The following is a 25703-nucleotide window of genomic DNA, read 5'->3' on the forward strand; positions in this document are numbered from 1 at the left end:
CTTATTCCTCCTCACGGTTCAGAGAAGCGATAAGTCCTCCCTGATTCAGTATATTCTGCATGTATTCCGGCAGTTTTGTGCAGGAATAAGTCTTTCCGTTGGCAACCGCTGTTCCCTCGGACATATGAAGCTCCATGGTATCTCCGGTCTTCACATCATCCGGGAGGTCCTTACAGACAATTGCCGGAAGTCCGATATTGATGGCATTGCGGAAGAAAATACGCGCAAAAGATTTCGCAATAACTGCCTTTACTCCAAGTGCCTTAAGAACGCCCGGTGCCTGCTCTCTGGAAGAGCCGCATCCGAAGTTCTCTCCTCCCACTACAAAATCTCCCGGTTTCACCTTCTTGGAAAAATCCGGATCCAGTGACTCAAATGTGTGACTCTTCATCTCATCCAGATTCGGCAGAAGCAGGTACTGGGATGCAATGATCTGATCGGTATCGAGGTCATTATGAAATTTAAAAATTGTTCCCTTATCCATAAAACAAGTTCCTTTCTGATTGTTATCCATTTCCGGGTTAACATTCCTCTGTTACCCTTTTCGTCCTATATTCTAACACAAAACGTCATATAATTAAAATGTATATTTTTAATACTTAATATAACTTCAAGTTATAAAGTCATTTTCCTGTGATCAGCGCAAAATATCCCCACTCCCACAGAAGTTCTTCAAAACTGTTCTCAAGATATTCCCGGATATCTTCTTCCTCATATCCGGTCATTCTGGAGATCACCACCATATAATCCCGGAGTGTTTCGTAGGGAAGTGCTCCCCGTCCCTCTTTCTGCCACCGGAGAAAAACAGCCTGGCGAATGGTGGCATATTCCATACCGATCCACTGCATATGAACCAGGGCATCTTCCAGATCTCCTTCTGATGTCAGAAGATCCGAATATACTTCGTTGGTAAGAAAGCTTCGGAGAAGATTTTCATATGCACGAAGTTCCCGGTAAAAATCCTCCCAGGCTTCCGTCATTTCCTCTTCCTCATACTCTTCCGATAATTCCTCCGCCAACTCCGTCACCGGCTCCAGATACTTCCGGTAAAGTCCTTCTTTCCAGTAATTTACAGCCAGATCCTGCAAAAGTTCATTGCATTCGTCCATAGTATCCAGAACAGGCAGGTCTATCTCGCTGATAGCTCTTTCCAGCTGGTGAATTGTCTTCTCTGAAAAATAATCTTCCACAAGCTCTGTGGTAAGCGGCGTGTTCCGGTGAAGTTCCTTCAGAACATAAAAACTTTCAAGAAGGGTTTCCTCCGGTGTTTTTTCAGGATCCATTATAAGATCCATAACCTTCCGACGCACAAGAAAAAGCGGCTGTTCCTTTTCTTTTGGAGTTTCCGGAAAAGCGATTCTTTTCTTCTCCTTCCAGATGTCCAGGACAGCCGGGCAACAGGGCATCATGGTCGCTTCCTTATGATCCTGAAATTCATGGATCTCCCTTGGAAAAATCTGGCAGGTCTCTGAAAGCATCGAATCCCCATAAGCACTTACCAGATAGCACAGTCTGTTCTTTGCAAGAAAAGGACAGTCGTGCTCTTCCGTCATCTTCATGATCCGGCTGCCGTCCTTTTTCATGGTATAGGCCTGCAGGCAGCTTCTGTGTCCGGGCACCTCTGACGGCGGCTGGATGGTTTTCCAGTTTCTGTAGGTTTCATCATCTATGTTGATCTTCCATTCCCTGCAGCAGCTGATGGTGCATTTGTCTGCAATACAGGTAAATTCGTCGTAATAATCAGGTTTTAATAATTCCATGTTTCCTCCATATTCTTTATTTTTCAGCTCCAATGTCTCCTGTTTGCAAAATGGACATGAGCTGACATGTTTTATTTTTCCCCATAAACACAGAAAAGCGGAATTCTATCCGCTTTCTCTGATATTCTGTGTATTCGTTTTTATTCTGCATTCTCTCCCAAAAGTTGTCTGTGCACCTTCCGCCTTACAAACCAGAAACAGGTCACCTGCATGATGATCGTAAGGATCCAGGATGCCGGATAAGAAATAAACAGTACTTTCAGTGATCTGTGAGCCGGGAAAATTCCGAAAATCCACACAATTCGAAGGCCGACCGTTCCGATAATAGACAGGATCATCGGCACACCGGAGCGTCCCATTCCACGCAGTGCTCCCGGAAACAGATCCATCTGTCCGCAGAGGAAATAAGTAACTGTGGTATAGGCAAGAATCTCCATTCCACATTGGATAACCTTAGGGTCTTCCGTATAGATCTTCAGGAGCTGCGGACCGAAAAAGTATGCACCACAGCCCATGGCAAAGGATACGACAAAGGACAGGATCATACAGTCAACAAGCACCCGGTCCATACGTTTCGGTTTTCGCACACCATAATTCTGGCTGGTAAAACTCATACATGCCTGGGTAACCGAATTCACGGACACATACAGAAATCCAAAAATATTATTGGCTGCTGTATATCCTGCCATAGCAATGGAACCAAAGGAGTTTACAGAAGACTGAAGAAGTACATTGGAAAAATTGATCACTGTACTCTGGATCCCGGCAGGCAGTCCCACCTGGAAGATCTGCTTCAGGTACTCTCCCTTTATGGACAGTTTTGAAAAACGCAGCTGATAGCTTCCCTCTGTCTGATACAGACACCGAAGGACAAGAATGCAGGAGATCAGCTGAGAGATCACCGTTCCGATTCCCACACCTGCCACACTTAAATGACAAATGATCACAAAAAACAGATTCAAAAGCGCATTGGCGCAACCGGAAATGATCAAAAAGACCAACGGCCGCTTGGTATCTCCCACTGCACGCAGAATTGCTGCGCCATAGTTATACAGCATAAAAAACGGCATTCCCAGAAAATAGATACGCATATAAAGAGTAGAAAGATCGATCACATCCTCCGGCGTATCCATCAGCTCCAGGCAGATTCTGGCAAAGATCACTCCCAGAACTGCCATGATGATCCCGCTGATCAGAGCCAGCAGGATCGATGTATGTACTGTTTCTGACATTTCTTCATCCTTACCGGCAGCATAAAATCTGGCTGCCAGCACATTGGCACCAAGAGAGATCCCGATAAAAAGGTTGGTAAACACATTGATCAGTGCGGTAGTGGAGCCTACTGCCGCCAGCGCCTCACTTCCACTGAAACGTCCCACTACCACGATATCCACTGCATTGAACATCAGCTGCAGGATACCGGACAGCATCAGCGGCAGTGAAAACGAGATCAGCTTGTCCATGATCGACCCATTGCACATATCGATCTCATACTTGTTTTTTTTCACGATTTCATCCCCCATAATCATACTTTGACAAAAATATTATAGCACCTTTCGTCAGAAAGCTACAATGAAATATTTTTATGGAGAATATGCAGCGGCTGCATAAAATACGCAGCCGCATAGTAACGTGTGTTTATCATTTCACTATCTTTCCAGGAGTCCTGCATCACGAAGGTTTGCAAGAAGTGCATTAAAATCCTCCACAATATCATCTACCGTTGTTGCATTTCCAACAGCAGCTGCCGGGGTTACTGTTCCGGCAGGGCCGGTGGCTCCGGCTGCTCCTGCAGGACCAGTGGCTCCTGTTGCTCCTGTTGGACCTGCTGGACCCGTGGCTCCGATCGCACCAGCCGGACCTGTTACCCCCGTCGTTCCCGCTGGACCTGTGGCTCCTGTTGCTCCTGCCGCTCCAGCAGGGCCGGTGGCTCCCGTTGCTCCCGTCGGACCTGTTACTCCTGCCGGACCGGTGGCTCCTGTTGCTCCCGTCGGACCGATGACTCCCGCTGGACCCGTGGCTCCAGCCGGACCGGTGGCTCCCGTATATCCCTGTATTCCCGGTTCCCCCTGCGGTCCCTGAGGACCCATAGGACCCGGAACTCCCGGACAGCCTCTGGGACCGGTTGGTCCTGTAGGTCCCACAGGGCCTGGGCAGCCTCTTGTTCCACATCTGTCACATCCACAGGAACTATGATTTCCATAACAGGACATACAGGACAAATCCTCATGACTGTCCTGCTGCATTTCCATTTCCTTACGTTTTCGATGCCTGAACAGCATTCTTCGATCACCTCATAGGAAAATAACTTTCCCTACAGTATATGACAACAGCTTTTACCTGTGCATAGGATCCCCGCAAGCTTGTACCCTGCCAGAAAAATATAATAAAGATATCTTTTCTTTTATGCCAGACCATATTTTTCCCAGAAATATTTCTGATCATACAATACTCCCGGATCTTCCGGCTTCAGTCCCTTCGCTTTCTTATGAAAAAAGAATGCCTGCTCCGGACATCCCATCTTATCATAACAAACGCAAAGCTGCATATATGGCACAAATCCATGACACTCAGCCATAAAAAATCCACCTTTTTTCTTATCTGACGGCACAGTAAGCGCCTGCCCGTACCAGTAGGCAGCCTGTCTGGGCAGCTCTCTTTCCAAAAAAATCTTTCCGACCTCACAGCAGATTTCCGCCCTCGGCACATCCATAGTCAGACTGTACAGAAAAGCTTCCAGTGCGTATTTTTCTTCTCCCATTTTCTGGTAGCACTGTCCAAGTATAAAACAGGCATCGATCTTATTTTCCAACCATCCGGACGGATTTTTCAGGAACTCCACCAACACAGCCTCTGCCTCCGGATAACGCTGATGATAATACAGTTCTCTCCCATAATAAAGCTGATGTCTGGGCTCCAACGTTTCTCCTCCTGCCTGCATTTTTTCATAAATGCGGAGATTACGGTCCGGATCACCTTTTCCACATTTCCGGTGCCGGATCACCACATCTGAATAGATGATGTTTCCCTCCGGAATCACAGTTTCATGAACTGCCCCATTCCATCTGAAATTTCTGGATGTTTTCATTATCCGCTCCCGAAAATAAGAAAATGTTGTTCTCCCACTCTGGTCAAAGCCTGCTGCATATTCCATCATTACAACATCTGTTCCAGGATCCAGAGTTTCTTTAAGACTCTTCAGTCTTTCCAGATTTTCTTCATCCAGGACATCATCCGCATCCAGCCACATCCAATAATCGGTGCTGACTTTTTCCAGAAGGAAATTACGCGGAGCAGAAAAATCGTCACACCAGGGAAAATCAAACACCTGCGACGTATACTGCTCCGCGATCTCTTTTGTTCTGTCTGAAGAACCGGTATCTGCGATCAGAATCGCATCCAACACCTGAGAAACCGGCTTTAAAATCCTCTCAAGAACTGCTTCTTCATTTTTAACGATCATACATAGACTGAGGGAAATCATATTTCAGGATCCTTCGGATTTTTATAATATTTATGCCGTTCCCGTCAGTCCTATGCCTTCTGTCAGTGTACAGCTTCTGTTTTCAGATAAAGCTGAACTCATCCTCGTATCACCAACTGTGGTATTTCCTCTATATGCTCTGCAAGATGATCTGCTCCGTTCAGCTCCCCTTTCTCACCATATCCATACAGACATCCTATAAATGGGCTTTTGCAGGCTCTGGCACATTCCAGATCCTGCCTCCTGTCTCCGACCACCAGATAAGGGCCAGTATATTCCCGGATAATTTCCTGCACAATTTCTGTCTTTGGACGGAATCCATACGATTCACAGTCATAAAAATGATCGAACCATCGTTCCATCCCAAATTCCCTCCAGTGCGCCTCACGATATGAAGCTTTACAGTTACTTAAGATCACAAGATGATATCCCCGGTTCTTCAAAGCTGTAAGCATCTCCTCTGCTCCCGGATACCACACTGCCTTATGCTTCCTGATCTGTCTGACCATCAGTTCTCCTACCATCCTGCTTGCCTGCTCTTTATAGCTCTGATCCAGCTCCGGCAAAAATGTATTCCACATCTCCTTACTGTTAAATCCCAGCCAGCCGGCAATTTCCGCCGAGCCTATCTCCCGTTCTTCTGCAGCCTTCTGTTCTGTCAGCCACTGATAGGTTTCACGAAATGCCGGTTCATAGATTCCAAGGGTATGATGGATCGTTCCATCATAATCGAATATGATCGTTTTTGTCATCATTTATTTTCCTGTCTTTTAGAGCTGCTTCATCAGATTGACCATCTCGATCGCAGATAACGCACAGTCATAGCCTTTATTCCCGGCTTTGCTTCCTGCACGCGCAATAGCCTGCTCGATATTCTCAGTCGTGATCACTCCGAATAAGACAGGGATCCCTGTTGCAAGTTCAACCTGTGCGATCCCTTTGGCAGATTCATTGCACACCAGATCATAATGTGAAGTATCTCCACGGATGACAGCTCCCACGCAGATAACTGCATCATATTTTCCTGACTGTGCCATTTTCTGTGCTGTAAGCGGAATCTCAAATGCTCCCGGTACCCATGCTGCAGTAATGTTCTCTTCTTCTACTCCATGTCTTACCAGTCCGTCGACTGCCCCTCCCAATAATTTATTCACAATGATCTCATTGAATCTCGCTGCCACGATACCAACCTTCATTCCCTCCGGTGCTACTACTTTTCCTTCTACTAAATTGATCTGTCTCATTTTTTCTTCCTCCTGATATTTGCTGTTTTTTATAAATTTATTTCTTTAAAAATATGACCCATCTTTTCCTGCTTCGTCTTCATATACTTTCTGTCATACTTTTGTACCGGAATCTCCAGAGGTACTCTCTCATTGATCTTCAGCCCGAATTCACCAAGTCCATAAACTTTATCCGGATTATTTGTCAGTAATCTTAATGATTTCACGCCAAGATCTGACAGTATCTGTGCCCCGACCCAGTACTCTCTGAGATCCGGTGCAAATCCTAACTTCACATTAGCCTCCACAGTATCGTATCCCTGCTCCTGAAGCGCATAAGCTTTGATCTTGTTGATCAGTCCGATTCCTCTGCCTTCCTGTCTCATATACAGAATGATCCCTCTGCCTTCCGCCTCTACCTGGCGCATCGCTGTCTGCAGCTGCAAGCCGCAGTCACATCTGAGTGATCCGAATGCATCTCCTGTCAGGCACTCCGAATGTACCCGGCAAAGCACATCTTCACCATCTCCTAGATCACCTTTTACCAGTGCCAGATGATGCTCTCCTGTAATGTCATTGATATAACCATACATTTTAAAATCACCATACTGCGTTGGGAGGTTTGCAGCTGCTTCCTCCTTTACATGCTTTTCATGTATTCTTATATAATCCTGCAGATCACGGATCGTAATAAATGTAAGGTTATGCTCTTTTGCCATTTCCCATAGCTGTGATGTACGCATCATAGTTCCATCTTCTTTCATAACTTCACAGCACACGCCGCATTCCTTCAGTCCGGCAAGTCTCATAAGATCTGTTGTTGCCTCTGTATGGCCATTCCGTACCAGAACCCCGCCTTTTCTGGAAATAAGTGGAAATACATGTCCCGGTCTTCTGAAATCCTCCGGTTTTGACTGATCATCCACGCACTTCATAATGGTATAGGAGCGCTCTGCCGCAGAGATACCGGTGGTTGTATCTGCGTGATCCACTGCCACGGTAAATGCTGTACTGTGATTGTCCGTGTTCTCAGCAACCATCGGCGGAAAGTTCAATCTCGCCGCAATTTCCGCATTCATCGGTGTACAGATAAGACCCTTTGCATAAGTCGCCATGAAATTAATATTTTCCCGGGTCGCAAACTCTGCCGCACATATCAGATCTCCCTCATTTTCTCTGTCCGGATCATCTGTGACCAGAATTATTTTTCCTTCCTTAAGATCCCTAAGTGCCTCTTCAATTGTGTTGTACTGATAATTTTGTGACATAGTGTATATCCTCCTGTTCTAAAACCCGAATTCTTCAAGAAACTCCATCGTAATTCCGGATTTTTTTTTCTCTTCTTCATTTTTTCTGATGCCAAGCAGTTTTTCTACATATTTTCCAATCACATCATTTTCCAGATTAACCAGATCCCCCGGCACCTTTTCCAAAAGGGTGGTTTCTTCTCCTGTATGTGGAATGACCGACACCTGAAAACCAGCTTCATCAATCCTTGCAACCGTCAGGCTGATCCCATCAATACAGATGGATCCTTTTTCCACGATCAGATGCAAGATCTGCGGTGATGTCCCAATCGATACCCAGATGGCATTTTCTTCCCGGAGCATGGAACGTATCACGCCAGTCCCATCAATATGGCCGCTTACTATGTGTCCTCCGAACCTGCCATCTGCAGCCATTGCCCGTTCCAGGTTTACCTGGCTTCCAGCTTTACAACTGCCAAGACTGCTTCTTCTGATCGTCTCTGCCATCACATCGGCAGTAAATCCGTCCGGCTGGATCGACGTAACTGTCAGACACACACCATTCACCGCAATACTGTCACCGATCCTTGTTCCTTCCAGGACCTTCCGGGCTTTCACTGCCAGGATCCCTGATTCTCCTGTCAGCTGTATATAACGGACTTTTCCCTTCTCTTCTACGATTCCTGTAAACATGATTCCTCCTGTTTTTTCTCACACACCTGACATCTTATCCGGATGTCCTCACCAATCTGGCAGATATCTGTATATTTCAGTTCCACTGCTTCAGACGGGAATTCAACTCCGATACCTTCTACCGGTGTCTTCCCGGCCACACCGCCAAACAGCTTTGGTGCCACAAAAGCCTGTACTTCCTTTACAATTCCGGCTCGCAGGGCACTGTCATTTAACGTACCGCCTCCTTCCAGGAGAATACTGTCAATGCCTTTGCTTCCAAGATCTGTCATCAGCTTCTTAAGGTCTATCTGATTCTTTTCATCCGGACAGTAAATGGTCTCAACTCCCATGGTATGTAATATTTTTATTTTTTCTTCTGTATTTTTCTGATCTGCATAAGCCACGATCGTCCGGTACTTTTCCGCACTTTTTACGATCTGACTGTCCGGCGGGATCCTGAGCTTACTGTCGCACACAATCCTGACAGGACTTTTCCATCCTTCTACCCGGACGTTTAACATCGGATCATCTGCAAGCACAGTTCCAATGCCTGCCATAATTCCCATGTACTGATGCCGCATATGCTGTACTTCTTTTCGTGCCGCTTCTCCGGTGATCCATTTTGATGCTCCTGTCTTCGTTGCGATCTTCCCATCCAGTGTCATGGCATACTTCATCACTACATAAGGAGTCTTCATAGTAATATAATGAAAAAACACCGGATTCAGCTGATCACATTCTTCTCTCATAAAATCTTCAACTACTGTTACACCGGCTTCCCTTAACATCTGTACACCTTTTCCCGCCACTTTCGGATTCGGATCCTGGGAACCGATCACCACTTTTCTTATCTTCTGTTCAATGATCGCTTCCGTACATGGAGGTGTTTTTCCATGATGACAGCAAGGCTCAAGCGTAACATAAATCACCGCACCTTCTGCTGATTCTGTAAGAGAAGCAATAGCATTACGTTCTGCATGAAGTTCTCCATACTTTTTATGATAGCCTTCCCCGATAATCTTTCCGTCTTTTACGATCACTGCCCCTACCATCGGATTGGGATTCGTCCAGCCTTCTCCTTTTTTTGCCAGCTGAATCGCCCGAAGCATATATTCCTGATCCGTCATTTCTATTCCTTCTTTCTTATTCCTGTTCTTTGTCTAGAGCGTGTTTGAAAAAGGCTTTCTGCAAGATGTGCGTCACAATTTGTGGGAGATTTTGTCCGGATGAGGGCGCCGTAGCGGGCTACGGCAACTGAATTCGGGCAAAATATACCGCAAAGTGGGGCGTGCAGATTGCAGGAATGATTTTTCAAACACGCTCTGGTACGCCGAGGCTTTTAGATCTGTGCAATCGGATTCACAGACAAGTGAGTGGTATATTTATTTCGAAAATGATGTACCAGATACAAAAAAACCTGCAGAAATATCTGCAGGGTGGAATTGATCTGTTACATCTGATCGATAAATGAATGTCTGATTTCCTATATAAAAAGCTCTGAAATGGATCACCATCTCAGAGCTCTGATACTACATTCATTCATACAAAAATCAACTGTACTATCATCTTCTTCCATCCAGACTGTACTGTCGGCCCCGGAATCTCACCGGATCATGCCTTTCGGCTCGCGGGCTCTACCGCCGGTAGGGAATCACACCCTGCCCTGAAGATATCTTTTTGTTTATTTTAATACTTTATCTGTTATTTGTAAAGCAGAATTATTATTTCACTCATTCCATGCGGAATATTAGTTACTGGCAGGCAATCGTCGTATTGCTATTCTCAGGCTTTGGTTGACAAACAGACACGCAAGCAATGACCGATAGCCAGCACACAGAGCCTGTGCCTTGGAAGATGAATTTTTTTATCTGCAGTTTACTATTGCTTTTTGGGCAGCAGCAAAATCTTTTTCTAGTACATAAATACATGTTGTTTCATTCTTATGATCAATTCCCGATGCAAAAGTATGATAAAAAATCAGGAAAAAAAGATTATTGATAAATGTTCCTTTTTTCAATCTCGTTTCGTAAAGAATATTATTTTCATTCAACGCTTGTGTTAACCGCACGAGATGATCCATATTATCAGTTTCACATAATTTAATTTTTCCATTATCCTGGGTATATTTCATAAAAATCTCCATTCCGCCGCCTTTGGCTGGCGGCACAAATAGTGAGGAATTATAAGCGGAAACAGGCGCAGGCCGTGACATTTAGGCGTTTTGAAAGTATCGATTATCTCTGTCAATGCATGAGCATACTTATTTTGATGTGGCAGGAAGAACCAGAGAATATATTTGACAGAGTGTCCAAGATATTTGGATAAAGAAAACCGATGGCTTTGACTGTTATCAATCTACACCATCGGCTTTCAAGGTTTTTAAATACTTAAATTCAGACTTATTAAAATAATATAATGAAAACTTAAGTTAATGGATTATTTACCCATCTGCTTTGCAACTTCCTCAGCGAAGTTCTCTTCTTTTTTCTCAAGACCATCGCCTGTCTCGTAGCGAACGAAGCCTTTGATCTGGATCTTAGCGCCGTTCTCTTTTGCTACCTGCTCTACGTATTTAGCAACGGACTGTTTTCCGTCCTCTGCTTTTACGTATGTCTGGGCAAGAAGGCAGATCTCTTTAAGCTCTTTCTTGATACGTCCTGTGATCATTCCCTCGATAACCTTAGCCGGTTTCTGGGACTCCTTCGGATCGTTCTGGATCTGAGCCATAAGGATCTCTTTCTCATGCTCGATATAGTCAGCGCTTACTTCCTTGTCGCTTGTGTACTGCGGTTTCAGAGCTGCGATCTGCATAGCTACGTTCTTAGCCATCTCTTTAACAGCATCGTTAACAACATCTGTCTCAACGTCTACAAGAACGCCGATCTTTCCACCCATATGAGTGTAGGAAGCGATGAATCCGTTCTGCTCCTCAACCTGAGCAAATCTACGGATGTTCATGTTCTCGCCGATTACTGCGATCTGAGCTGCAAGAGCCTCTTTTACAGTCTTGGTTGTATCAAGTGCCCATGCCTCAGCAAGGAAAGCATCGATATCAGCTGCTGTTGTGTTAAGTGCCTGTGCTGCAACATCTGCAACATAGCCCTGGAACTTCTCGTTCTTTGCAACGAAGTCTGTCTCAGCATTAACCTCAACAACGACTGCTTTCTTTCCATCCTCTGTTACCAGAGTTTTGCAAAGACCCTCTGCTGCGATACGGCTTGCTTTCTTCTGTGCTGTAGCAAGACCCTTCTCACGCAGGAACTCAACTGCTTTATCCATATCACCATCTGTAGATGTAAGAGCTTTCTTACAATCCATCATTCCGGCGCCGGTCATCTCTCTTAACTCTTTTACCTGTGCTGCTGTAATAGCCATTGTTCGTTTCCTCCTGAAATATTCTGTTTATACGAATTATTCCTCTGTAGCTGCAAACTCCTCAGACTCAGCCTCGATCTCGCCATCTGCCTCAGCAGTTCCCTGCTTAGCCTCGATAACAGCGTCAGCCATCTTGGAAACGATGAGTTTTACTGCACGGATAGCATCGTCATTTCCCGGGATCACATAGTCAAGCTCTTCCGGATCACAGTTAGTATCGCAGATACCGATAAGCGGGATTCCAAGTGTATGAGCCTCCTGTACGCAGATTCTCTCTTTCTTAGGATCTACGATAAAGATAGCATCCGGGATTCTCTTCATCTCTTTGATTCCGCCAAGGTTCTTCTGAAGTTTAGCAAGCTCTTTGCGAAGCTCGATAACTTCTTTCTTAGGAAGTACGTCGAATGTTCCGTCAGCTTCCATTGTCTCGATCTCTTTCAGTCTTGCGATACGGCTCTGGATTGTCTTGAAGTTTGTAAGCATACCACCAAGCCATCTCTCATTTACGAAGAACTCTCCACAACGCTCTGCCTCTGTACGGATAGCATCCTGAGCCTGTTTCTTAGTTCCTACGAAAAGGATGTGTCCACCGTTAGCTACGATATCTGCTACTGCATTGTAAGCATCGTCAACCATTCCTACAGACTGCTGAAGATCGATGATATAGATACCATTTCTCTCTGTGTAAATGTACGGAGCCATTTTAGGGTTCCATCTTCTTGTCTGATGTCCGAAATGAACACCTGCCTCTAAAAGCTGCTTCATTGAAATAACGCTCATGTCTTTTCTCCTTTTTGGTTAAATTCTTCCGCACAGGTCGCCTTCTCCCGGGACCCCTTACATACTGTAGGGCACCGTCCTTACAGAATCGCCGTGCGTGCTTATTTTTGCAACTTCTGAATTATAGCATAGGAAATCCCCTTATGTAAAGGGGATTTTTCCAATTTTTTTCTGTTTTTCAGCGGTTTCCGGCAGACTTCAGAAGCTCCAGCTCTTTTTCGGTGAGCGAACGATATTTTCCTGTCGGAAGATCTGAAGGAAGCGCCAGCGGCCCCATGGATAGTCTTTTCAAATAAGTTACTTTTTTTCCCAGTGCCTCCATCATCCGTTTTACCTGATGGAATTTTCCCTCGTGGATGGTAAGTCGGATCTCAGATTCCCAGTTCTTTCCGGCTTCTGCAGATTCTGTATCGGACTCCCAGGTGGAAAGGATCTCCAGCCTTGCCGGTCGTGTGAGATCTTTTTCCCCGATATCCACGCCTTCTGCCAGCTTCACGACATCTTCTTCTGTCACTTTCCCGGATACTTTTGCATAGTAGGTCTTGTCAACATGCTTTTTCGGAGAAAGAAGCTCGTGTGCCAGAGGACCGTCATCTGTGATCAGAAGGAAGCCTTCTGTATCTTTATCCAGGCGTCCCACCGGAAAAAATCCCTTTCTTCTGTCTTTCTCTTCAATATAGTCGAGAACCGTTTTATCTCTGGAGTCCTCCGTTGCGCTGACACAGCCCGCCGGCTTGTTAAAAAGATAGTATACATATTCCGGTGCAGCATGAATTTCCTGCCCGTTCATAACCACCTGATCTTCTTTTGTTACTTTCAGTTCCGGTTTCTTCACAGATTTCCCGTTAACCTGCACCTGACCCTTCTGTATGTATTTTTTTACCTCGCTTCGTGTACCTGCGCCGGCATCTGCCAGAAATTTATCCAGCCGGACTGGTTTTTCCATTAATCATTTACCTCCCATTCTGTTACATGGGCTGCCTTTGCATCTGCTCTGATGAAATCCGGGATCTCACCGGCAAATGTCATATAAAGTCCGGAATCCCCGTCGGTGCTCTCCTGTCCTTCCAAAACCACTTCCATTGTGACATCTGCATTCCAGATAGTCCATCCGTTTACCAGCTGTGATGGGCGGATACACTTTTTCAGGGTTTCCAGCTGTTCCTTTTTATCGTAACGGACTTTATAACCGTTCTCTGTTTCTTCAAGATCCGAAACAGACTCAATGTCGGAAAAAACCTCATCATCTTCGCCGGCAGCTTCGGAGCTGAAGTAATAAACATCAATATACTCAACAGACAGCTCATCCATGGAAAGAGGATATCCTGTTTCTTCCAAAATTGCAAGTGTTCTCTTATATGCCGGATACACCAGAACGGAGGTAGACACCCGCTCTCCTTCCTGAACAGCCGGTACATTCATTCCCCATTCATCTATGTATCCTTCTGACGGAATTCCCGCATAATCGAACATCAGCATTGCGCATGGCTGGTCTTTTACTGTCTGACCGCCGTTTTCCAAAATGTCCTTTCTCAGCGCCTCTGCCAGCGCCTGACGCTTCTCTGCATTTTTCTCAAATAATGTTTGAATATCTCCGTCACAGAAAGTACCGGTGACCTCTTTCAGATACTGTTTGTCCAGCTGGAAAAATGAATATTTGTCTTCTTTCCATGTCTGCTCATCATACAGGGCTTCCATAAGATTCTGTGCCTGTGCAGAGGATACATTATAACCTCTGCATACACTGAATCCCTGTTTATTTATGTAGCGCACATACACGCGCCTTCCTGATTTTTTTCCTTTTTCATTCTGAAGCCTGATATCCTCCAGACTGTTATATAATGCTTTACTTTTCATCACCGGCTGATCCAGCAGACCAGAACTCTTGTCTGAGGTGGCAGTATACCGGATCTTATAGATTCCGTCTTCTTTTTTTTCCACATTGCAAAGCTGCTCTGTATATGAAAGATTGCTTACATTTATCACAACTCCCTGAAGATTGTCATAAGCCGGAAAATAACTGTCATATCCCAGAAGATCCATTTTCATGGTCAGCGCACAGATTGCCACAACACCTCCAAAGATCATAAGCTGCACTTTTCTGCGGAAAAATCTGCGAAAATCCATTTCGTAGATCACTTCCAGAATTCCATGGACCAGGATCGTTCCCAGTATCATTCCGAAGATCCCCCATGCTGTTTTGGATGAATCTTCCGGGATCATATAAAAGATCAGACCGATTCCCAGTCCGGATGGTATTGTGATCAGGGCACTTAAGACCGGCTCCATCCAGGTATATACCAGAGCTTTTCCGGTATTCTCTGACCTTCGTCTGCAGAATGCCATCCAGGAAAGTACTGCCATGACAAACAGCGTTAGGATCAGTATCAGCAACTGCTTTCCAAAGCTCCCGCTGCTGTATTTATCTATAAAGCTTACGATCACCATAAGAGGAGATCCCAGATTCCGCACTGCTGCCAGAATTCCGTAACTGCCCTCGTACCAGGTATCAAAAAATAAATGTCCGCTTAACTGCAGCATCACTGCCAGAATGATACTGTAGGTAAACAATCCTGCCCATGCAAGGGCTCCCATCAGCATGGTACCGGTGCAGGCGATCACCAGCACTGTGGAAAAATACACCAGAAGATACATCAGGAGATGGAGCACCAGCAGGATCAGTGCCTTTTTCATAATGGAAAGGCTGTAATATCCTCTGGCTGCCCCGATGCATACCGCAGCAAATTCCATGATCACATATGGCACCAGATAATAAAGAACAGCCAACAATACTCTGTGCAGAAACAGTGCACTTCGCTTTACCGGAAGGCTGTGATAGAAATCCACTTTTCTCGGGGAATACAGATACCAGAAGCCGCTTACTGCTGCCAAAAATGCTGTTACCGCAGCCACACCTGCTCCCATTGTGAGAAAGTCACTGCTCCACAGGCTGGAATACAGATAGGAAAGCTGACTCTGAGTATAACTGCGCTCATTCCATTTTCCCATCAAAATAAGTTCCGCTACCGGAAATGCAAGGAGAAATGCGATCATGGCAAATGCCGGGATCCATCTTTGTCCTTTAGAAGAGGATTTCATGTACTCACTGGAATAAATTTTTGACTTCATAGCCTGCCACCTCCGTTTCGCTGATAAATATTTCTTCCAGAGTCAGTGGGAGCACTTCGCAGAAAAGAGGATTTTTTGCCTGTATCTTCTCCATGATCTCTCTTCTTGTTCCCCTTGCAGTAATAAGCAACAGGGAGCCCTGATGCTCTGTTTTCAAAACATCCAGCTCTTTCTTTAATTCTTCTTCTTTCTTTTTGTCAGTAAGTACACACTGGATCTTATGGATGTGGAATTTCATATCCTCCAGATCTCTGGAAAGGAGAATTCCTCCCTGATGAAGAAGCCCGATGTGATCGCAGATATCTTCCAGCTCACGGAGATTGTGGGAAGCGATCACCGGCGTAAATTCACGACTCATGATCTCCGATGCAAAAATACTTTTTACTGCCTGGCGCATTACCGGGTCAAGGCCATCAAAGGTTTCATCACAGAACAGATATTTCGTTCCTGTACTGATTCCCAGGATCACCAGAAGCTGTTTCTTCATTCCCTTGGAAAAAGTGCTGATTTTTCGTTTTCCATCCAGATGAAACTGCTTCATCATTGTCTCAAAACGTGCCTGCTGAAATCCCGGATAAATACAACGGTAAAATTCTGCCATGTCCAGAGCATTATAATTTGCCGGAATATATGCATCGTCCGGGATGTAGAAAAAATGTTCTTTGATCCTTTCATTTTCAAAAACCGGTTCTTCATCCATCAGCACCTCTCCTCTGTCCTGACGGATGATCCCGGCCATGATACGAAGCAGAGTACTTTTTCCCGCACCGTTGGAGCCGATCAGTCCAAAAACCTCCCGTTCCCCGATATCCATGGTGACCTTATTTACTGCCTGTATCTTACCAAAAGCTTTGCTGCAGTTTTTTATCTCAATCATTGTTTCCCTCCTTATAGCATAAGCGGATCACACCGATCATTTCTTCCTCCCCTACTCCCAGAGCCATTCCCTTTTCTGTGATCTTTTTCAGCTCACTTAAGGTTTCTTCCATACCGATCTGCCTGATCCTGCTGCTGTCTGTGACAAAACTACCTTTTCCCTTCACCGGACAGATCAGCCCCTGCTGCTCCAGTTCCATATATGCCCGCTGGATGGTATTGGGATTGATGGATAATTCCACGGCCAGCTGCCGCACAGACGGCATCTTGGAAGATGGCTCCACAGCTCCTGACAGGATCAGCATCCGGAATTTCTCTACGATCTGCTCGTAAATGGGACGTCTGTCCTGATAGTCCAAGAATAACATACGACGCTCCTTTCTCTGTAATCTGTGTATTAAGTGTATTAATTCTTTTAATACACTTATGATAGCACATGATACAAAGGTACGCAAGAAATGGTCTCTTAAATAAATATAAAATCTATATAAATTTACCGGCAGCAAAAGATTCTGGCATATTTTTATAAAAAAAATCTGTAATGGCATCCTTATACTATGATTCCACTACAGATTCTCTGTAAAGCAAATATTCATCTATCACTCTGCCTGATCCAGTAGCAGGCAGATATTCGTGATCCACATTGAATCAGACAGCCCGGTAGCCACGTTTTTCTCCCCGGCGTGCAAAATACTGATATCCTCCGATCATCGCTGCCGCAAAAACACCATAGATCATCAGAAGGCTTCCTGCCCCGGCTTTTTCCACCAGAGTCTGGGCGTATTCACTGAAAATAAGTATCCAGGTATTGGCTCCGATGTGCATCAGCACGCTGGTCCACTTATTACCGCCCATCTCCAGAAACCACGCAAAAATCCCTCCCAGAACAAACGCATACACAGCCTGCAGGACATTTCCGTGATAAATTCCGAAAAACGCCGCAGAGATCACAGCGGAAACCAGCACTGAAAAGTGATCCCGAAGTCGCAGATAGATCAGCCAGCGAAAGATCATTTCTTCTGCAACAGGCGCTATGATTCCCATCCAGAAGATCATTATAAATAAACTCTTTCCTGAAGTAATCTTCGTCATCGTCTCTCCATAGCTGGATGAGATCCAGTTCTGCAGGATCGCCACCAGCACATTGGCATACTGGGCAAATCCGGCTCCAGCAGCAAGAAGAAGCAGCATTTCAGGAATAGATAGCCTTTGTTCCTCAACGGAAGTCAAACCGCCGATCAGCCTTCCTATACGATCCTTCCGATAAAAATATACTGCCGGAAACATAACCAGCACTCCGGTAAGTCCGGTGATCACCAGCGTATAACTATAGTACCTTTCCTGTGCGTTGCCGACATGCCCTGCCAGCCAGAGAAGCACGGCGCTTCCGAGGATCTGTCCGATAAGATAATGGATTCCTGCCGGATAAAGCTCCCTCCACACTATTTGAAAAATATTCTGCCTGTGCAGAGGGGTCAGACGAAAAAATTCAGAAGTTCATCTGCGGAAGCTACGATCTGAAGAGGCTGTGCCTTTTCCAGTTCTTCTCTGCTTCCATATCCGTAAGATACAGCCACACACTGAATCCCGCATCGTCTGGCTCCGAGAATGTCATGTTCTCTGTCACCCACCATGATCACCTGGTCACGGTGGTCAGAAAGGCTCATTCTTTCCAGAGCTTCCTCGATCACCTGAGATTTGGTTACTTTCGGTCCATTGAGGTCCGTCCCGGCGATCACCTCAAAATACCGACTCAGATTAAAATGGTCCATGATCTGTGTTACGTAAAAGGTCGGTTTCGCAGACGCCACAGCCAGTCTGTAGCCACGACGTTTCAGTTCTGCCAAAGTGTTTTCCACGCCCGGATAAACGGTATTCTCATACATTCCTTTTTCTGAATACCGCTCTCTGTAATATTCAATTCCCTTCTGTGCTGTCTCTTTATCAAATCCCGCATATTTCATAAACTGTTCCAGAAGCGGCGGACCCACAAAAACCTTCAATGGCTCCAGCTCCGGTGCCGAAACTCCAAGCTTCTCCAGTGCATACTGTACAGATTTCGTAATCCCCTCTCCGGATTCTGTCAGTGTTCCGTCCAGATCAAAAAAGATTGCCTTATACATAAATTCCTCCTGTTGTATAAAATAATCAGCAAGTATGCCTATTGTATCACTGTTTTTCTGGTAAGTCCATGGTTTCATAGTACAGCTTCCCGGATTTCACAAAACCCATGAGTTCTGCTTTCCAGGGATTTCTGCTTTTTTTCGGTAATTCCGCCAGAAGCTTTTTTCCTTGCCAGTAAAAATCACATTCTTTTCCATTGATCCGAAATGAAAGGATCTGGAACGGAATATCCGGACTGATCTCTATCCGGATCCTGTTACCGTCTGTTTTCATTCGGATCACCGGTTTTTGCTCTTTTTGTTTTTTCCTATCTGGCGTTCCTGTTGGTTCTGTCCGATAGTAAGATAATGCCGGATTTTGCTTCTTCTCCCTCTTTGATGCATCTGTCACTGACTTTCGAACTGTTTTTTGAATCAACGTTACAGATGGACTTGCTGTCACTGTCTGTATGGGGACCGGTTGTTCAGTCAGTATTGGCAGTTTTGTTGGTATCGGCGTTTCCGTCAGTTTTTCCGCAGGTATATCAGCTATCTCTACTTCTGCCGCAGTATTTCCATTTTCCATAAAGCTTTCTTCCTGAGAACGTACCTCATCTGTCTGAAAATCTAAATTCCATTGTGCAGACTCCTCCTGATCATTCTCTGATTCTGCCCAGGCAGCGGAATACTCCTCCGTATTTCCTTCTTCTCTGTTCCAATTATTATCATCACTTCCTTCTCCTGCATAGCTTTCTTCCCAGTCTTCCGGCAGCTGTCCGGTTCCTTCTCCCACATTCATATCAAATCCGCCGGTATCAAAACTATCCATTCCTGACACATCAAATCCATAGGCAGCAATGGAAGGGATCATCCAGCTGCATAAGACCAGCAGAAACAAAACAATAAAACAGGTTTTCCTACTAGGAAATTTCATTTGTTTTGGTTTTTTCTGATCACTTTCTCTTCTTTTTCTCATTGATCTCCTCCCAAAGCTGCAGATTTCTGCTTTCACTGTCATCCAGTAATTCCGCTTTTTCTTTCTCTTTATAATCTTCCCACAGCTTTCTGCTGGCCTCTTTCTGCCCGGTCCGAATAAGAAACATCCCATATTCTCCGTAAGCCACAGGATATTCTGCATCATACAGAAGAAGATTTTCATAATATAAAGCCGCTTTTTCCGGTTCACACAAAAGCTCCGCATTCCATGCCAGCAATAGCTCAATACGACGCTGCTGTTCTTTTTCCCCATAATTTCTACTTAACCTCTGGAGTCTCTTTTCCGCTGCCATACAGCACTTTTCCCGATCTTTTGAGTCTTCCGGATACTGTCTGGCTTCGTAATACAAATCTGTTACTTCTGAGATCGCCACAGAAAATTCTTCCGTTTTCAGCAATCCTGCTATCAAGATCAGTGTTCCTATCAGAATCCCTGCAGCTGCCGCTTCCAGAAATCGTTTTCTCCAAGTGATCATCCGATATCTGTTTTCCAGCTTTTGGATTTTCTTCTGAACCACTGACATATCCGAATATCTGTATTTTTCCTGTTTTCTGGTACATCGGAACAGAAGCAAGAAAAAATCCGGATATAAAATCCACTGCCATTTCTTTTTTCCGCAAAGCTTTTCCAGGGTCTTCCCCAGAGCATAAATATCACTTCCCGGTCTTAAGTAGCCCTGATACTGCTCCGGCGCCGCATAGCCTTTCGTTCCTTCACAGATCTGTTTTCTTTTTCCATGATCGAACATGGCACTTCCAAGATCTATCAGATACAGATGCCCGGTTTCAGAAAACATAAGATTATCCGGTTTCAGGTCCCCGTAACAGACCGGTGGCTTCCGACTGTGAAGATATTCCAATACTCTGGCAATCTCCTTTCCCAGAGCAAGGATTTCCCTTAAAGAAAACCGTTTTCCTGAACGAAGAAGTTCTCCCAGCGACTGCCCCTTGATATATTCCATGATCAGATAACAGTACTCCCCTGTTTCCACATAATCGATAATCTTCGGTATTGCAGGATATTCCAGATGCTGCATGAGTCTGGCTTCTTTTTTCTTTGCGATCGGTATCTCTTTCACTGCACGGCAGATACCAAGCTCCATATCTTTTGCCAGATAAAGGCTTCCACCTCCGCCATGTCCAATTTGTTCTACAATGCAATAACGTTCTTTCAGAACATTTCCGATCAGACAGATCACCTTCCTCTCATTTCTGTCAGACAATATTTATGATTACGTTTCTTATTGATTTGGGATAATCCGGTGAATTCCGGTTTGAAAAAAATCAGATAACTTATAGTCAGGCAGAAATTCGTGATCTGCCCGCGTTTAGGATAAGTCCTATTATAGCACGTCCTGTTCTTTTTGCAAAGAACTTTCTATATAAAAAAGTCCGCCGAATATAGCAGACAAAAATGTCTCTTTATCCGGCGGTCTGTCATTATTCATAGTGTTTGTATCTGCAAAGCTATACCTTACATACGATCCGGTGCAGAGAATCCAAGAAGATCGATGCTTGTCTCAAGCACTCTTCTTGTAAGCTGGAGCAGCTGAAGGAAGGATTCCTTCTGTGCCTGATCCTCTTCGCTTAAGATCTTGGTCTCATGGTAAAAGCTGTTAAATGCATTGGATACCTCATAGATATATGCACAGATCTTATGTGGTGCTTTTTCTTCAAAAGCGTTCTCAACCATTGCCGCAAAGCCGGAAAGCTGAAGCATCAGGTTCTTCTCACTGGCATTGACTGCCGGAAGGATCTTACCTGTACTTAAATCTCCTCCCTCCTGTACATAACGGTTCAGGATCGACTTAATACGAACGATAGTATAAAGGATATACGGACCTGTATTTCCCTCAAAGGATGTAAAGCGGTCAACATCAAAGATGTAATCCTTGGTCGCCTGGTTGGAAAGATCTCCGTATTTGATTGCGGAAAGTCCTACGATCTTGGCAGTATCCTTTGCATCTTTATCTTTTACACTGCGATTCTCCACGATCTTGCGGTACATTTCCTCATTAATGTCTGCGATCAGGTTCTCCAGACGCATAACACCGCCTTCTCTTGTCTTAAACGGTTTACCGTCTTTTCCATTCATGGTACCGAAACCAAGGAAGGAAAGCTTGGTCTCCGGATTTACAAGACCGGTTTTTCTTGCGCAGCGGAATACCTGGATAAAATGCAGCTCCTGACGCTTGTCAACAACATAAAGGATCTCATCCGGCTGAAAGAGTTTCATACGCTCTACGATAGTAGCAAGGTCTGTGGTCGTATAGAGAGAAGCTCCGTCTGATTTCAGAAGCATACATGGAGGGATCTCCTTGGTATCACTCTCTTCTTTTACATCTACAACAAGAGCGCCCTGATCCTCATAGGCAAATCCTCGCTTCTTCATATCCTCTACCATATCCGGGATGTACGGCTGTGCATCGGATTCCTTTTTCCAGAGGTCAAAGTCTACATTCAGGTTCGCGTAGTTTCTCTTCAGGTCTGTTACAGATACATTCATGATGTGGTTCCAGAGAGCCATGTATCCGGGTTTGCCCTGTTGAAGAAGGTGGGTTGCCTCCAGTGCCTCATTACGGTAAGCCTCATCCTCTTTTGATTTCCCACTGGCACATGGATAGATTTCTTCCAACTCGCTGATAGTAAACGGTGCCTCTGCCGGATATTCACCGGTAAAGCTATCATCAAAATATACCAGCTCCGGTTTCCGGTGTTTCAGCTCGGTAATGATCAGTCCCATCTGAAGACCCCAGTCTCCAAGATGTACATCACCGATCACCTTATGTCCTACAAAACGTCCGATACGCTTGATGCTCTCACCGATGATCGCAGAACGGAGATGTCCTACGTGAAGCGGCTTGGCAACGTTTGGTCCGCCATAGTCGATAATGATCGTCTTCGGATCCTTGGCAGTCTCAACAGAAAGCTTCTCATCCTCTGCCATCTTATTCATGTATTCTGCAACAAATTCCGGTTTCACATCCAGGTTGATAAATCCAGGCTTTACAACTTCTGCTCTGGAAAAGATCCGGCTGTCTGACAGCTGTGCTACCACATCATCAGCGATCATAAACGGTGCCTTGTGATATGCTTTGGCTCCTGCCATAGCACCGTTACACTGATACTCACATAAGTCCGGTCTGTTGGAAACAGTAACTTTTCCGTAGGACGGATCATAACCTGCTTTTTCAAATGCTGCGGAAAGTTCTTCCGCCATCTGTTCCATAATCTTCTTCATGTTTCAAACTCCTCATATCTTTGTTTCTGTATTTTATGCTTATAACGTCACTTTTCTTGAACATGCGACTGCAAGTGCACCATAACCGATATGGCAGGCAACACTTAAGGAAAGGGGATCCATATGTATCTCCATTCCCGGAAATACCTCCTGGATCTCTCTTTTAAATTCTTCTGCTTCTTCCAGATTTCCTGTATAAGCAGCCTGAAGACACATCTCACCGTCAGATGCGTATTCCTTAAAACGTGTTTCCCAATCATTCTTCATTGCCTTCAGCATGGCACGTTTGGCCTGCTTCTTGCCACGGACCTTGGCGTAGGCATCCAGCTTCTCTCCCTGGATCTGAAGTACAGGCTTCAGGTTCAGAACCGTTCCGATGGCTGCTGCTGCCGGTGTGATCCTGCCACCTTTTTTCAGATATTTCAGGGTGTCAAGTGTGATATAAATACTGGAATCGAGTTTCTGATCTGTAAGGATCTTCTTGATCTCTGCAGCACTTTTTCCTGCCTCGGCAAGCATCTTAGCATCCATTACAGACTGTCTCTGTGTTACGGAAATCCGCTGATTGTCCACTACCTGAACACGACCATTATAATCAATAGCAAGTCCCATTGCAGTAGAACAGGATGCACTCAGTCCGCTTGACATCGGAATATGAACGATTTCCTCATAATCTCTCAGAAGCTTGTCCCACAGATCACAGAGATCAGCCGGACTTGGCTGAGATGTGGAGATCGGTTCATCCTTCTTAAGCTTCTCATAAAACTCTTCCTGTGTGAGAGTTACACCTTCAAGATACATTTTTTCATTAATATAAAACGGCATCGGTATCACATAAACGCCAAGCTCTTCGGCCTGGGCCTGTGTGATACCGCTGTTGCTGTCTGTTACAATGGCAATTTTGCCCATTCTTTTCTCTCCTCCTGGTCTGTTATCTCACAGTTCAAAGAATTAATGCATCAGCCCCTGATGAACTAATTCTTTGAACTGCTGTAGAAAGCCATGATGTTAGTGTATCATATTTTTTTCTATATCACAATTGGAAATTTTCTGTGACCTTCGCTCACAAAAAACACCTCGCGGAATATTACCAGTGAACAGTAACTAAAAAACAGCTGCCATACAAATATTTATGCACAGCAGCTGTCACACTATTTATCAAAAATATCCTTATCTATTTATGATCTGTGTTTTATTTCATTTCTCTTACGATCTTTCGAACCGGAAGAACAAATGTCGGAGATACGGACAACTCATCCAGTCCCATCTCTACAAATCTCTCAGTAAGTGTAGTGTCCGCACCAAGCTCACCACAGATTCCGGCCCAGATACCTTCTTTGTGTGCATTATCCACAACCATCTGGATCATACGGAGAACTGCCTCATGATGGGAATCATAAATGTTGTCAAGCTTTGCATTCTGACGGTCAATAGCCAGTGTATACTGGGTCAGATCATTGGTTCCGATACTGAAGAAATCAACCTCTTTTGCAAGAAGATCACTGATCATAACAGCTGCCGGAGTCTCGATCATGATACCCTGCTCCACGTCATCACGGAACGGGATCCCCTGTTCCTTAAGCTCTGCTTTTACTTCTGCTACAATAGCCTTGATCTGCTTCACCTCTGTTACAGAGATGATCATCGGATACATGATGGAAATATTTCCGAACATGCTTGCACGGAAAAGCGCTCTCAGCTGTGTCTTAAATACTTCCGGACGGTCCAGACAGATACGGATCGCACGATATCCCATTGCAGGGTTCTCCTCATGCGCCATATTAAAATAATCGATCTGCTTGTCCGCTCCGATATCCAGAGTACGAATGATAACTTTTTTGCCGGCCATATTCTGAGCTACGGTCTTGTAAACCTGGAACTGCTCTTCCTCTGTAGGATAGTCTTCTTTTTCCAGGTATACGAACTCACTTCGGAAAAGTCCGATGCCTTCCGCATCATTGGCAAGTACATTCGCAACATCACCTGTACTTCCGATGTTGGCATAAAGGTGGAGCTTACGACCGCTCTTGGTAACAGTTTCTTTACCTTTCAGCTCTTTGAGCATTGCACGCTGTGCAAGTTCATCGGCACGCATATCCTCATATTTTTTAAGGGTCTCTGCATCCGGCTCAACGATCAGATTTCCGCTCTTTCCGTCTACGACTGCCATCTTACCGTCCATGGACTCATCGTATTCAATATTGATCAGCGCCGGAATATTCATGGTTCTCGCAAGAATCGCAGTATGTGAGTTAGAAGAACCTTTTCTTGTGACAAAAGCAAGAACCTTGCTCTTATCCATCTGTACAGTCTCACTTGGTGCAAGATCCTCTGCAACTACGATCACCGGCTCGGATGCTTCAAGCTCTCCATCTCCATGGCCGGAAAGCACACGTACCAAACGGTCTGAGATATCCTTCACATCAGCTGCTCTTGCTTTCATATAATCGTCGTCCATCTGTGCGAACATTGATGAGAAATTATCACCAGTTGTTGCAACCGCATATTCTGCATTTACAGACTCTGTACGGATAATGTTGTGGATGGAATCCAGATAGTCATCATCATCCAGCATCATCTGATGAACCTCAAAGATTGCCGCTCCGGACTCTCCAACTTCCTGAAGAGCCTTGTCATAAAGCTTCTGAAGCTGTGCCACAGCCTGCTCTCTGGCTGCCTCCACACGCTTTACCTCTTCTTCCGGATCCTCCACGTGAACACGTTTAACACTGGCGTCAACTTTCTGGAGGATTGAGATCTTACCGATCGCAATACCGGAAAATACAGATTTACCTTCCAAAACCTTCATGAAATT

The 25703-nt window shown here is 45.0% G+C and carries 24 protein-coding genes, 2 pseudogenes and 1 riboswitch; of the genes and pseudogenes, 1 reads left to right on the top strand and 25 read right to left on the bottom strand.

The genetic code is table 11. The features are described from left to right. Nucleotide 1: 1 nt before the first annotated feature. The 11 genes and pseudogenes from CCC70_RS15565 to CCC70_RS16615 all read right to left on the bottom strand — a co-directional run. Nucleotides 2–484: a LeuD/DmdB family oxidoreductase small subunit gene (locus tag CCC70_RS15565; protein ID WP_021978214.1), complete on the bottom strand. Its 483-nt coding sequence runs from the start codon at nt 482–484 to the stop codon at nt 2–4. 139 nt (nt 485–623) lie between these two features. Then, entirely contained in the window at nt 624–1760 is a 1137-nt protein-coding gene (gene fliB, locus CCC70_RS15570; RefSeq protein WP_118063591.1) for a flagellin lysine-N-methylase, read from the bottom strand. A 140-nt stretch (nt 1761–1900) separates the two neighbouring features. Then, nucleotides 1901–3283 (bottom strand): MATE family efflux transporter, encoded by a 1383-nt coding sequence (locus CCC70_RS15575; RefSeq protein ID WP_334296287.1) that lies wholly within the window; start codon nt 3281–3283, stop codon nt 1901–1903. A 126-nt stretch (nt 3284–3409) separates the two neighbouring features. Then, nucleotides 3410–4042: a collagen-like protein gene (locus CCC70_RS15580; RefSeq protein ID WP_287085208.1), complete on the bottom strand. Its 633-nt coding sequence runs from the start codon at nt 4040–4042 to the stop codon at nt 3410–3412. Nucleotides 4043–4164: 122 nt separating this feature from the next. Continuing rightward, entirely contained in the window at nt 4165–5244 is a 1080-nt protein-coding gene (locus CCC70_RS15585; RefSeq protein ID WP_287085209.1) for a tetratricopeptide repeat-containing glycosyltransferase family 2 protein, read from the bottom strand. A 98-nt stretch (nt 5245–5342) separates the two neighbouring features. Beyond that, nucleotides 5343–5999: an HAD family hydrolase gene (locus CCC70_RS15590; RefSeq protein WP_227752211.1), complete on the bottom strand. Its 657-nt coding sequence runs from the start codon at nt 5997–5999 to the stop codon at nt 5343–5345. A 15-nt stretch (nt 6000–6014) separates the two neighbouring features. Then, nucleotides 6015–6488, bottom strand: a complete 474-nt coding sequence (ribH, locus tag CCC70_RS15595; protein WP_006427673.1) for a 6,7-dimethyl-8-ribityllumazine synthase — start codon at nt 6486–6488, stop codon at nt 6015–6017. Between the two features lie 29 nt (nt 6489–6517). Next, the gene (locus tag CCC70_RS15600; protein WP_287085210.1) at nt 6518–7735 is read right to left on the bottom strand and encodes a bifunctional 3,4-dihydroxy-2-butanone-4-phosphate synthase/GTP cyclohydrolase II; all 1218 of its coding nucleotides are present in this window, start codon (nt 7733–7735) and stop codon (nt 6518–6520) included. A gap of 18 nt (nt 7736–7753) precedes the next feature. Continuing rightward, nucleotides 7754–8407, bottom strand: a complete 654-nt coding sequence (ribE, locus tag CCC70_RS15605) for a riboflavin synthase (RefSeq protein ID WP_287085211.1) — start codon at nt 8405–8407, stop codon at nt 7754–7756. Next, nucleotides 8389–9516: a bifunctional diaminohydroxyphosphoribosylaminopyrimidine deaminase/5-amino-6-(5-phosphoribosylamino)uracil reductase RibD gene (gene ribD / locus CCC70_RS15610; protein ID WP_287085212.1), complete on the bottom strand. Its 1128-nt coding sequence runs from the start codon at nt 9514–9516 to the stop codon at nt 8389–8391. Before ribD ends, ribE begins: the two co-directional genes overlap by 19 nt. A 2-nt stretch (nt 9517–9518) precedes the next feature. Beyond that, a pseudogene (locus CCC70_RS16615) lies at nt 9519–9644 on the bottom strand (DUF6783 domain-containing protein); the annotation flags it as partial. On the opposite strand from CCC70_RS16615, the pseudogene CCC70_RS16620 reads away from it, so the two are divergent. Next, nucleotides 9594–9860, top strand: a pseudogene (locus CCC70_RS16620) (DUF6783 domain-containing protein). The pseudogenes CCC70_RS16615 and CCC70_RS16620 overlap by 51 nt on opposite strands. Nucleotides 9861–9949: 89 nt before the next feature. Further along, nucleotides 9950–10064: riboswitch (FMN riboswitch) on the bottom strand. 189 nt (nt 10065–10253) lie between these two features. On the opposite strand, the gene CCC70_RS15615 reads toward CCC70_RS16620, so the two are convergent. From CCC70_RS15615 to ptsP, 14 genes are all read right to left on the bottom strand, one after another. Then, nucleotides 10254–10520 carry a hypothetical protein gene (locus CCC70_RS15615; protein WP_044960682.1) on the bottom strand — a complete coding sequence of 89 codons (267 nt, stop codon included), beginning with the start codon at nt 10518–10520 and terminating at the stop codon, nt 10254–10256. A gap of 305 nt (nt 10521–10825) precedes the next feature. Beyond that, on the bottom strand, nt 10826–11764 hold the full coding sequence (gene tsf, locus CCC70_RS15620; RefSeq protein ID WP_287085213.1) for a translation elongation factor Ts: 939 nt from the start codon (nt 11762–11764) through the stop codon (nt 10826–10828). A gap of 36 nt (nt 11765–11800) precedes the next feature. Then, nucleotides 11801–12544: a 30S ribosomal protein S2 gene (gene rpsB / locus CCC70_RS15625; RefSeq protein ID WP_021977311.1), complete on the bottom strand. Its 744-nt coding sequence runs from the start codon at nt 12542–12544 to the stop codon at nt 11801–11803. Nucleotides 12545–12722: 178 nt separating this feature from the next. Continuing rightward, nucleotides 12723–13490 (bottom strand): pseudouridine synthase, encoded by a 768-nt coding sequence (locus CCC70_RS15630; RefSeq protein ID WP_270437942.1) that lies wholly within the window; start codon nt 13488–13490, stop codon nt 12723–12725. Beyond that, the gene (locus tag CCC70_RS15635; RefSeq protein WP_270609788.1) at nt 13490–15673 is read right to left on the bottom strand and encodes a DUF6449 domain-containing protein; all 2184 of its coding nucleotides are present in this window, start codon (nt 15671–15673) and stop codon (nt 13490–13492) included. Before CCC70_RS15635 ends, CCC70_RS15630 begins: the two co-directional genes overlap by 1 nt. Further along, nucleotides 15648–16550, bottom strand: coding sequence for an ABC transporter ATP-binding protein (locus CCC70_RS15640; protein WP_021650396.1), 903 nt, complete (start codon nt 16548–16550; stop codon nt 15648–15650). Before CCC70_RS15640 ends, CCC70_RS15635 begins: the two co-directional genes overlap by 26 nt. Then, entirely contained in the window at nt 16543–16917 is a 375-nt protein-coding gene (locus tag CCC70_RS15645; RefSeq protein ID WP_015524662.1) for a GntR family transcriptional regulator, read from the bottom strand. Before CCC70_RS15645 ends, CCC70_RS15640 begins: the two co-directional genes overlap by 8 nt. Nucleotides 16918–17197: 280 nt before the next feature. After that, nucleotides 17198–17992 carry a CPBP family intramembrane glutamic endopeptidase gene (locus CCC70_RS15650; protein ID WP_287085214.1) on the bottom strand — a complete coding sequence of 265 codons (795 nt, stop codon included), beginning with the start codon at nt 17990–17992 and terminating at the stop codon, nt 17198–17200. Between the two features lie 32 nt (nt 17993–18024). Further along, nucleotides 18025–18672 (bottom strand): HAD family hydrolase, encoded by a 648-nt coding sequence (locus CCC70_RS15655; RefSeq protein ID WP_059085566.1) that lies wholly within the window; start codon nt 18670–18672, stop codon nt 18025–18027. Between the two features lie 46 nt (nt 18673–18718). Further along, nucleotides 18719–19627 (bottom strand): hypothetical protein, encoded by a 909-nt coding sequence (locus CCC70_RS15660; protein ID WP_287085215.1) that lies wholly within the window; start codon nt 19625–19627, stop codon nt 18719–18721. Then, complete coding sequence (locus CCC70_RS15665; RefSeq protein WP_199874100.1) at nt 19605–20870, bottom strand: serine/threonine protein kinase; 1266 nt, start codon at nt 20868–20870, stop codon at nt 19605–19607. The genes CCC70_RS15660 and CCC70_RS15665 overlap by 23 nt, the downstream gene beginning before the upstream one ends. 251 nt (nt 20871–21121) lie before the next feature. Continuing rightward, nucleotides 21122–22888 carry an arginine--tRNA ligase gene (argS, locus tag CCC70_RS15670; protein WP_287085216.1) on the bottom strand — a complete coding sequence of 589 codons (1767 nt, stop codon included), beginning with the start codon at nt 22886–22888 and terminating at the stop codon, nt 21122–21124. A gap of 39 nt (nt 22889–22927) precedes the next feature. Next, entirely contained in the window at nt 22928–23797 is an 870-nt protein-coding gene (locus CCC70_RS15675) for a DegV family protein (protein ID WP_118608511.1), read from the bottom strand. 283 nt (nt 23798–24080) lie between these two features. After that, nucleotides 24081–25697: a phosphoenolpyruvate--protein phosphotransferase gene (gene ptsP, locus CCC70_RS15680; RefSeq protein ID WP_015524657.1), complete on the bottom strand. Its 1617-nt coding sequence runs from the start codon at nt 25695–25697 to the stop codon at nt 24081–24083. Nucleotides 25698–25703: the final 6 nt, after the last annotated feature.

It is taken from the genome of Blautia sp. LMAG:89 (assembly GCF_008679485.1).
Lineage (GTDB): Bacteria > Bacillota > Clostridia > Lachnospirales > Lachnospiraceae > Blautia_A > Blautia_A fusiformis.

Bases quoted from the DNA above. Each gene is read 5' to 3' on its own strand.
- CCC70_RS15590 (WP_227752211.1), bottom strand. From the start codon at position 5,999: ATGATGACAAAAACGATCATATTCGATTATGATGGAACGATCCATCAT.
- CCC70_RS15615 (WP_044960682.1), bottom strand. From the start codon at position 10,520: ATGAAATATACCCAGGATAATGGAAAAATTAAATTATGTGAAACTGAT.
- CCC70_RS15675 (WP_118608511.1), bottom strand. From the start codon at position 23,797: ATGGGCAAAATTGCCATTGTAACAGACAGCAACAGCGGTATCACACAG.
- CCC70_RS15640 (WP_021650396.1), bottom strand. From the start codon at position 16,550: ATGATTGAGATAAAAAACTGCAGCAAAGCTTTTGGTAAGATACAGGCA.
- CCC70_RS15655 (WP_059085566.1), bottom strand. From the start codon at position 18,672: ATGTATAAGGCAATCTTTTTTGATCTGGACGGAACACTGACAGAATCC.
- rpsB (WP_021977311.1), bottom strand. From the start codon at position 12,544: ATGAGCGTTATTTCAATGAAGCAGCTTTTAGAGGCAGGTGTTCATTTC.
- CCC70_RS15575 (WP_334296287.1), bottom strand. From the start codon at position 3,283: ATGGGGGATGAAATCGTGAAAAAAAACAAGTATGAGATCGATATGTGC.
- CCC70_RS15645 (WP_015524662.1), bottom strand. From the start codon at position 16,917: ATGTTATTCTTGGACTATCAGGACAGACGTCCCATTTACGAGCAGATC.
- ribH (WP_006427673.1), bottom strand. From the start codon at position 6,488: ATGAGACAGATCAATTTAGTAGAAGGAAAAGTAGTAGCACCGGAGGGA.
- ribD (WP_287085212.1), bottom strand. From the start codon at position 9,516: ATGACGGATCAGGAATATATGCTTCGGGCGATTCAGCTGGCAAAAAAA.
- CCC70_RS15580 (WP_287085208.1), bottom strand. From the start codon at position 4,042: ATGCTGTTCAGGCATCGAAAACGTAAGGAAATGGAAATGCAGCAGGAC.
- ptsP (WP_015524657.1), bottom strand. From the start codon at position 25,697: ATGAAGGTTTTGGAAGGTAAATCTGTATTTTCCGGTATTGCGATCGGT.
- argS (WP_287085216.1), bottom strand. From the start codon at position 22,888: ATGAAGAAGATTATGGAACAGATGGCGGAAGAACTTTCCGCAGCATTT.
- tsf (WP_287085213.1), bottom strand. From the start codon at position 11,764: ATGGCTATTACAGCAGCACAGGTAAAAGAGTTAAGAGAGATGACCGGC.
- CCC70_RS15585 (WP_287085209.1), bottom strand. From the start codon at position 5,244: ATGATTTCCCTCAGTCTATGTATGATCGTTAAAAATGAAGAAGCAGTT.
- ribE (WP_287085211.1), bottom strand. From the start codon at position 8,407: ATGTTTACAGGAATCGTAGAAGAGAAGGGAAAAGTCCGTTATATACAG.
- CCC70_RS15565 (WP_021978214.1), bottom strand. From the start codon at position 484: ATGGATAAGGGAACAATTTTTAAATTTCATAATGACCTCGATACCGAT.
- CCC70_RS15630 (WP_270437942.1), bottom strand. From the start codon at position 13,490: ATGGAAAAACCAGTCCGGCTGGATAAATTTCTGGCAGATGCCGGCGCA.
- CCC70_RS15635 (WP_270609788.1), bottom strand. From the start codon at position 15,673: ATGAAGTCAAAAATTTATTCCAGTGAGTACATGAAATCCTCTTCTAAA.
- fliB (WP_118063591.1), bottom strand. From the start codon at position 1,760: ATGGAATTATTAAAACCTGATTATTACGACGAATTTACCTGTATTGCA.
- CCC70_RS15600 (WP_287085210.1), bottom strand. From the start codon at position 7,735: ATGTCACAAAATTATCAGTACAACACAATTGAAGAGGCACTTAGGGAT.
- CCC70_RS15660 (WP_287085215.1), bottom strand. From the start codon at position 19,627: ATGAGAAAAAGAAGAGAAAGTGATCAGAAAAAACCAAAACAAATGAAA.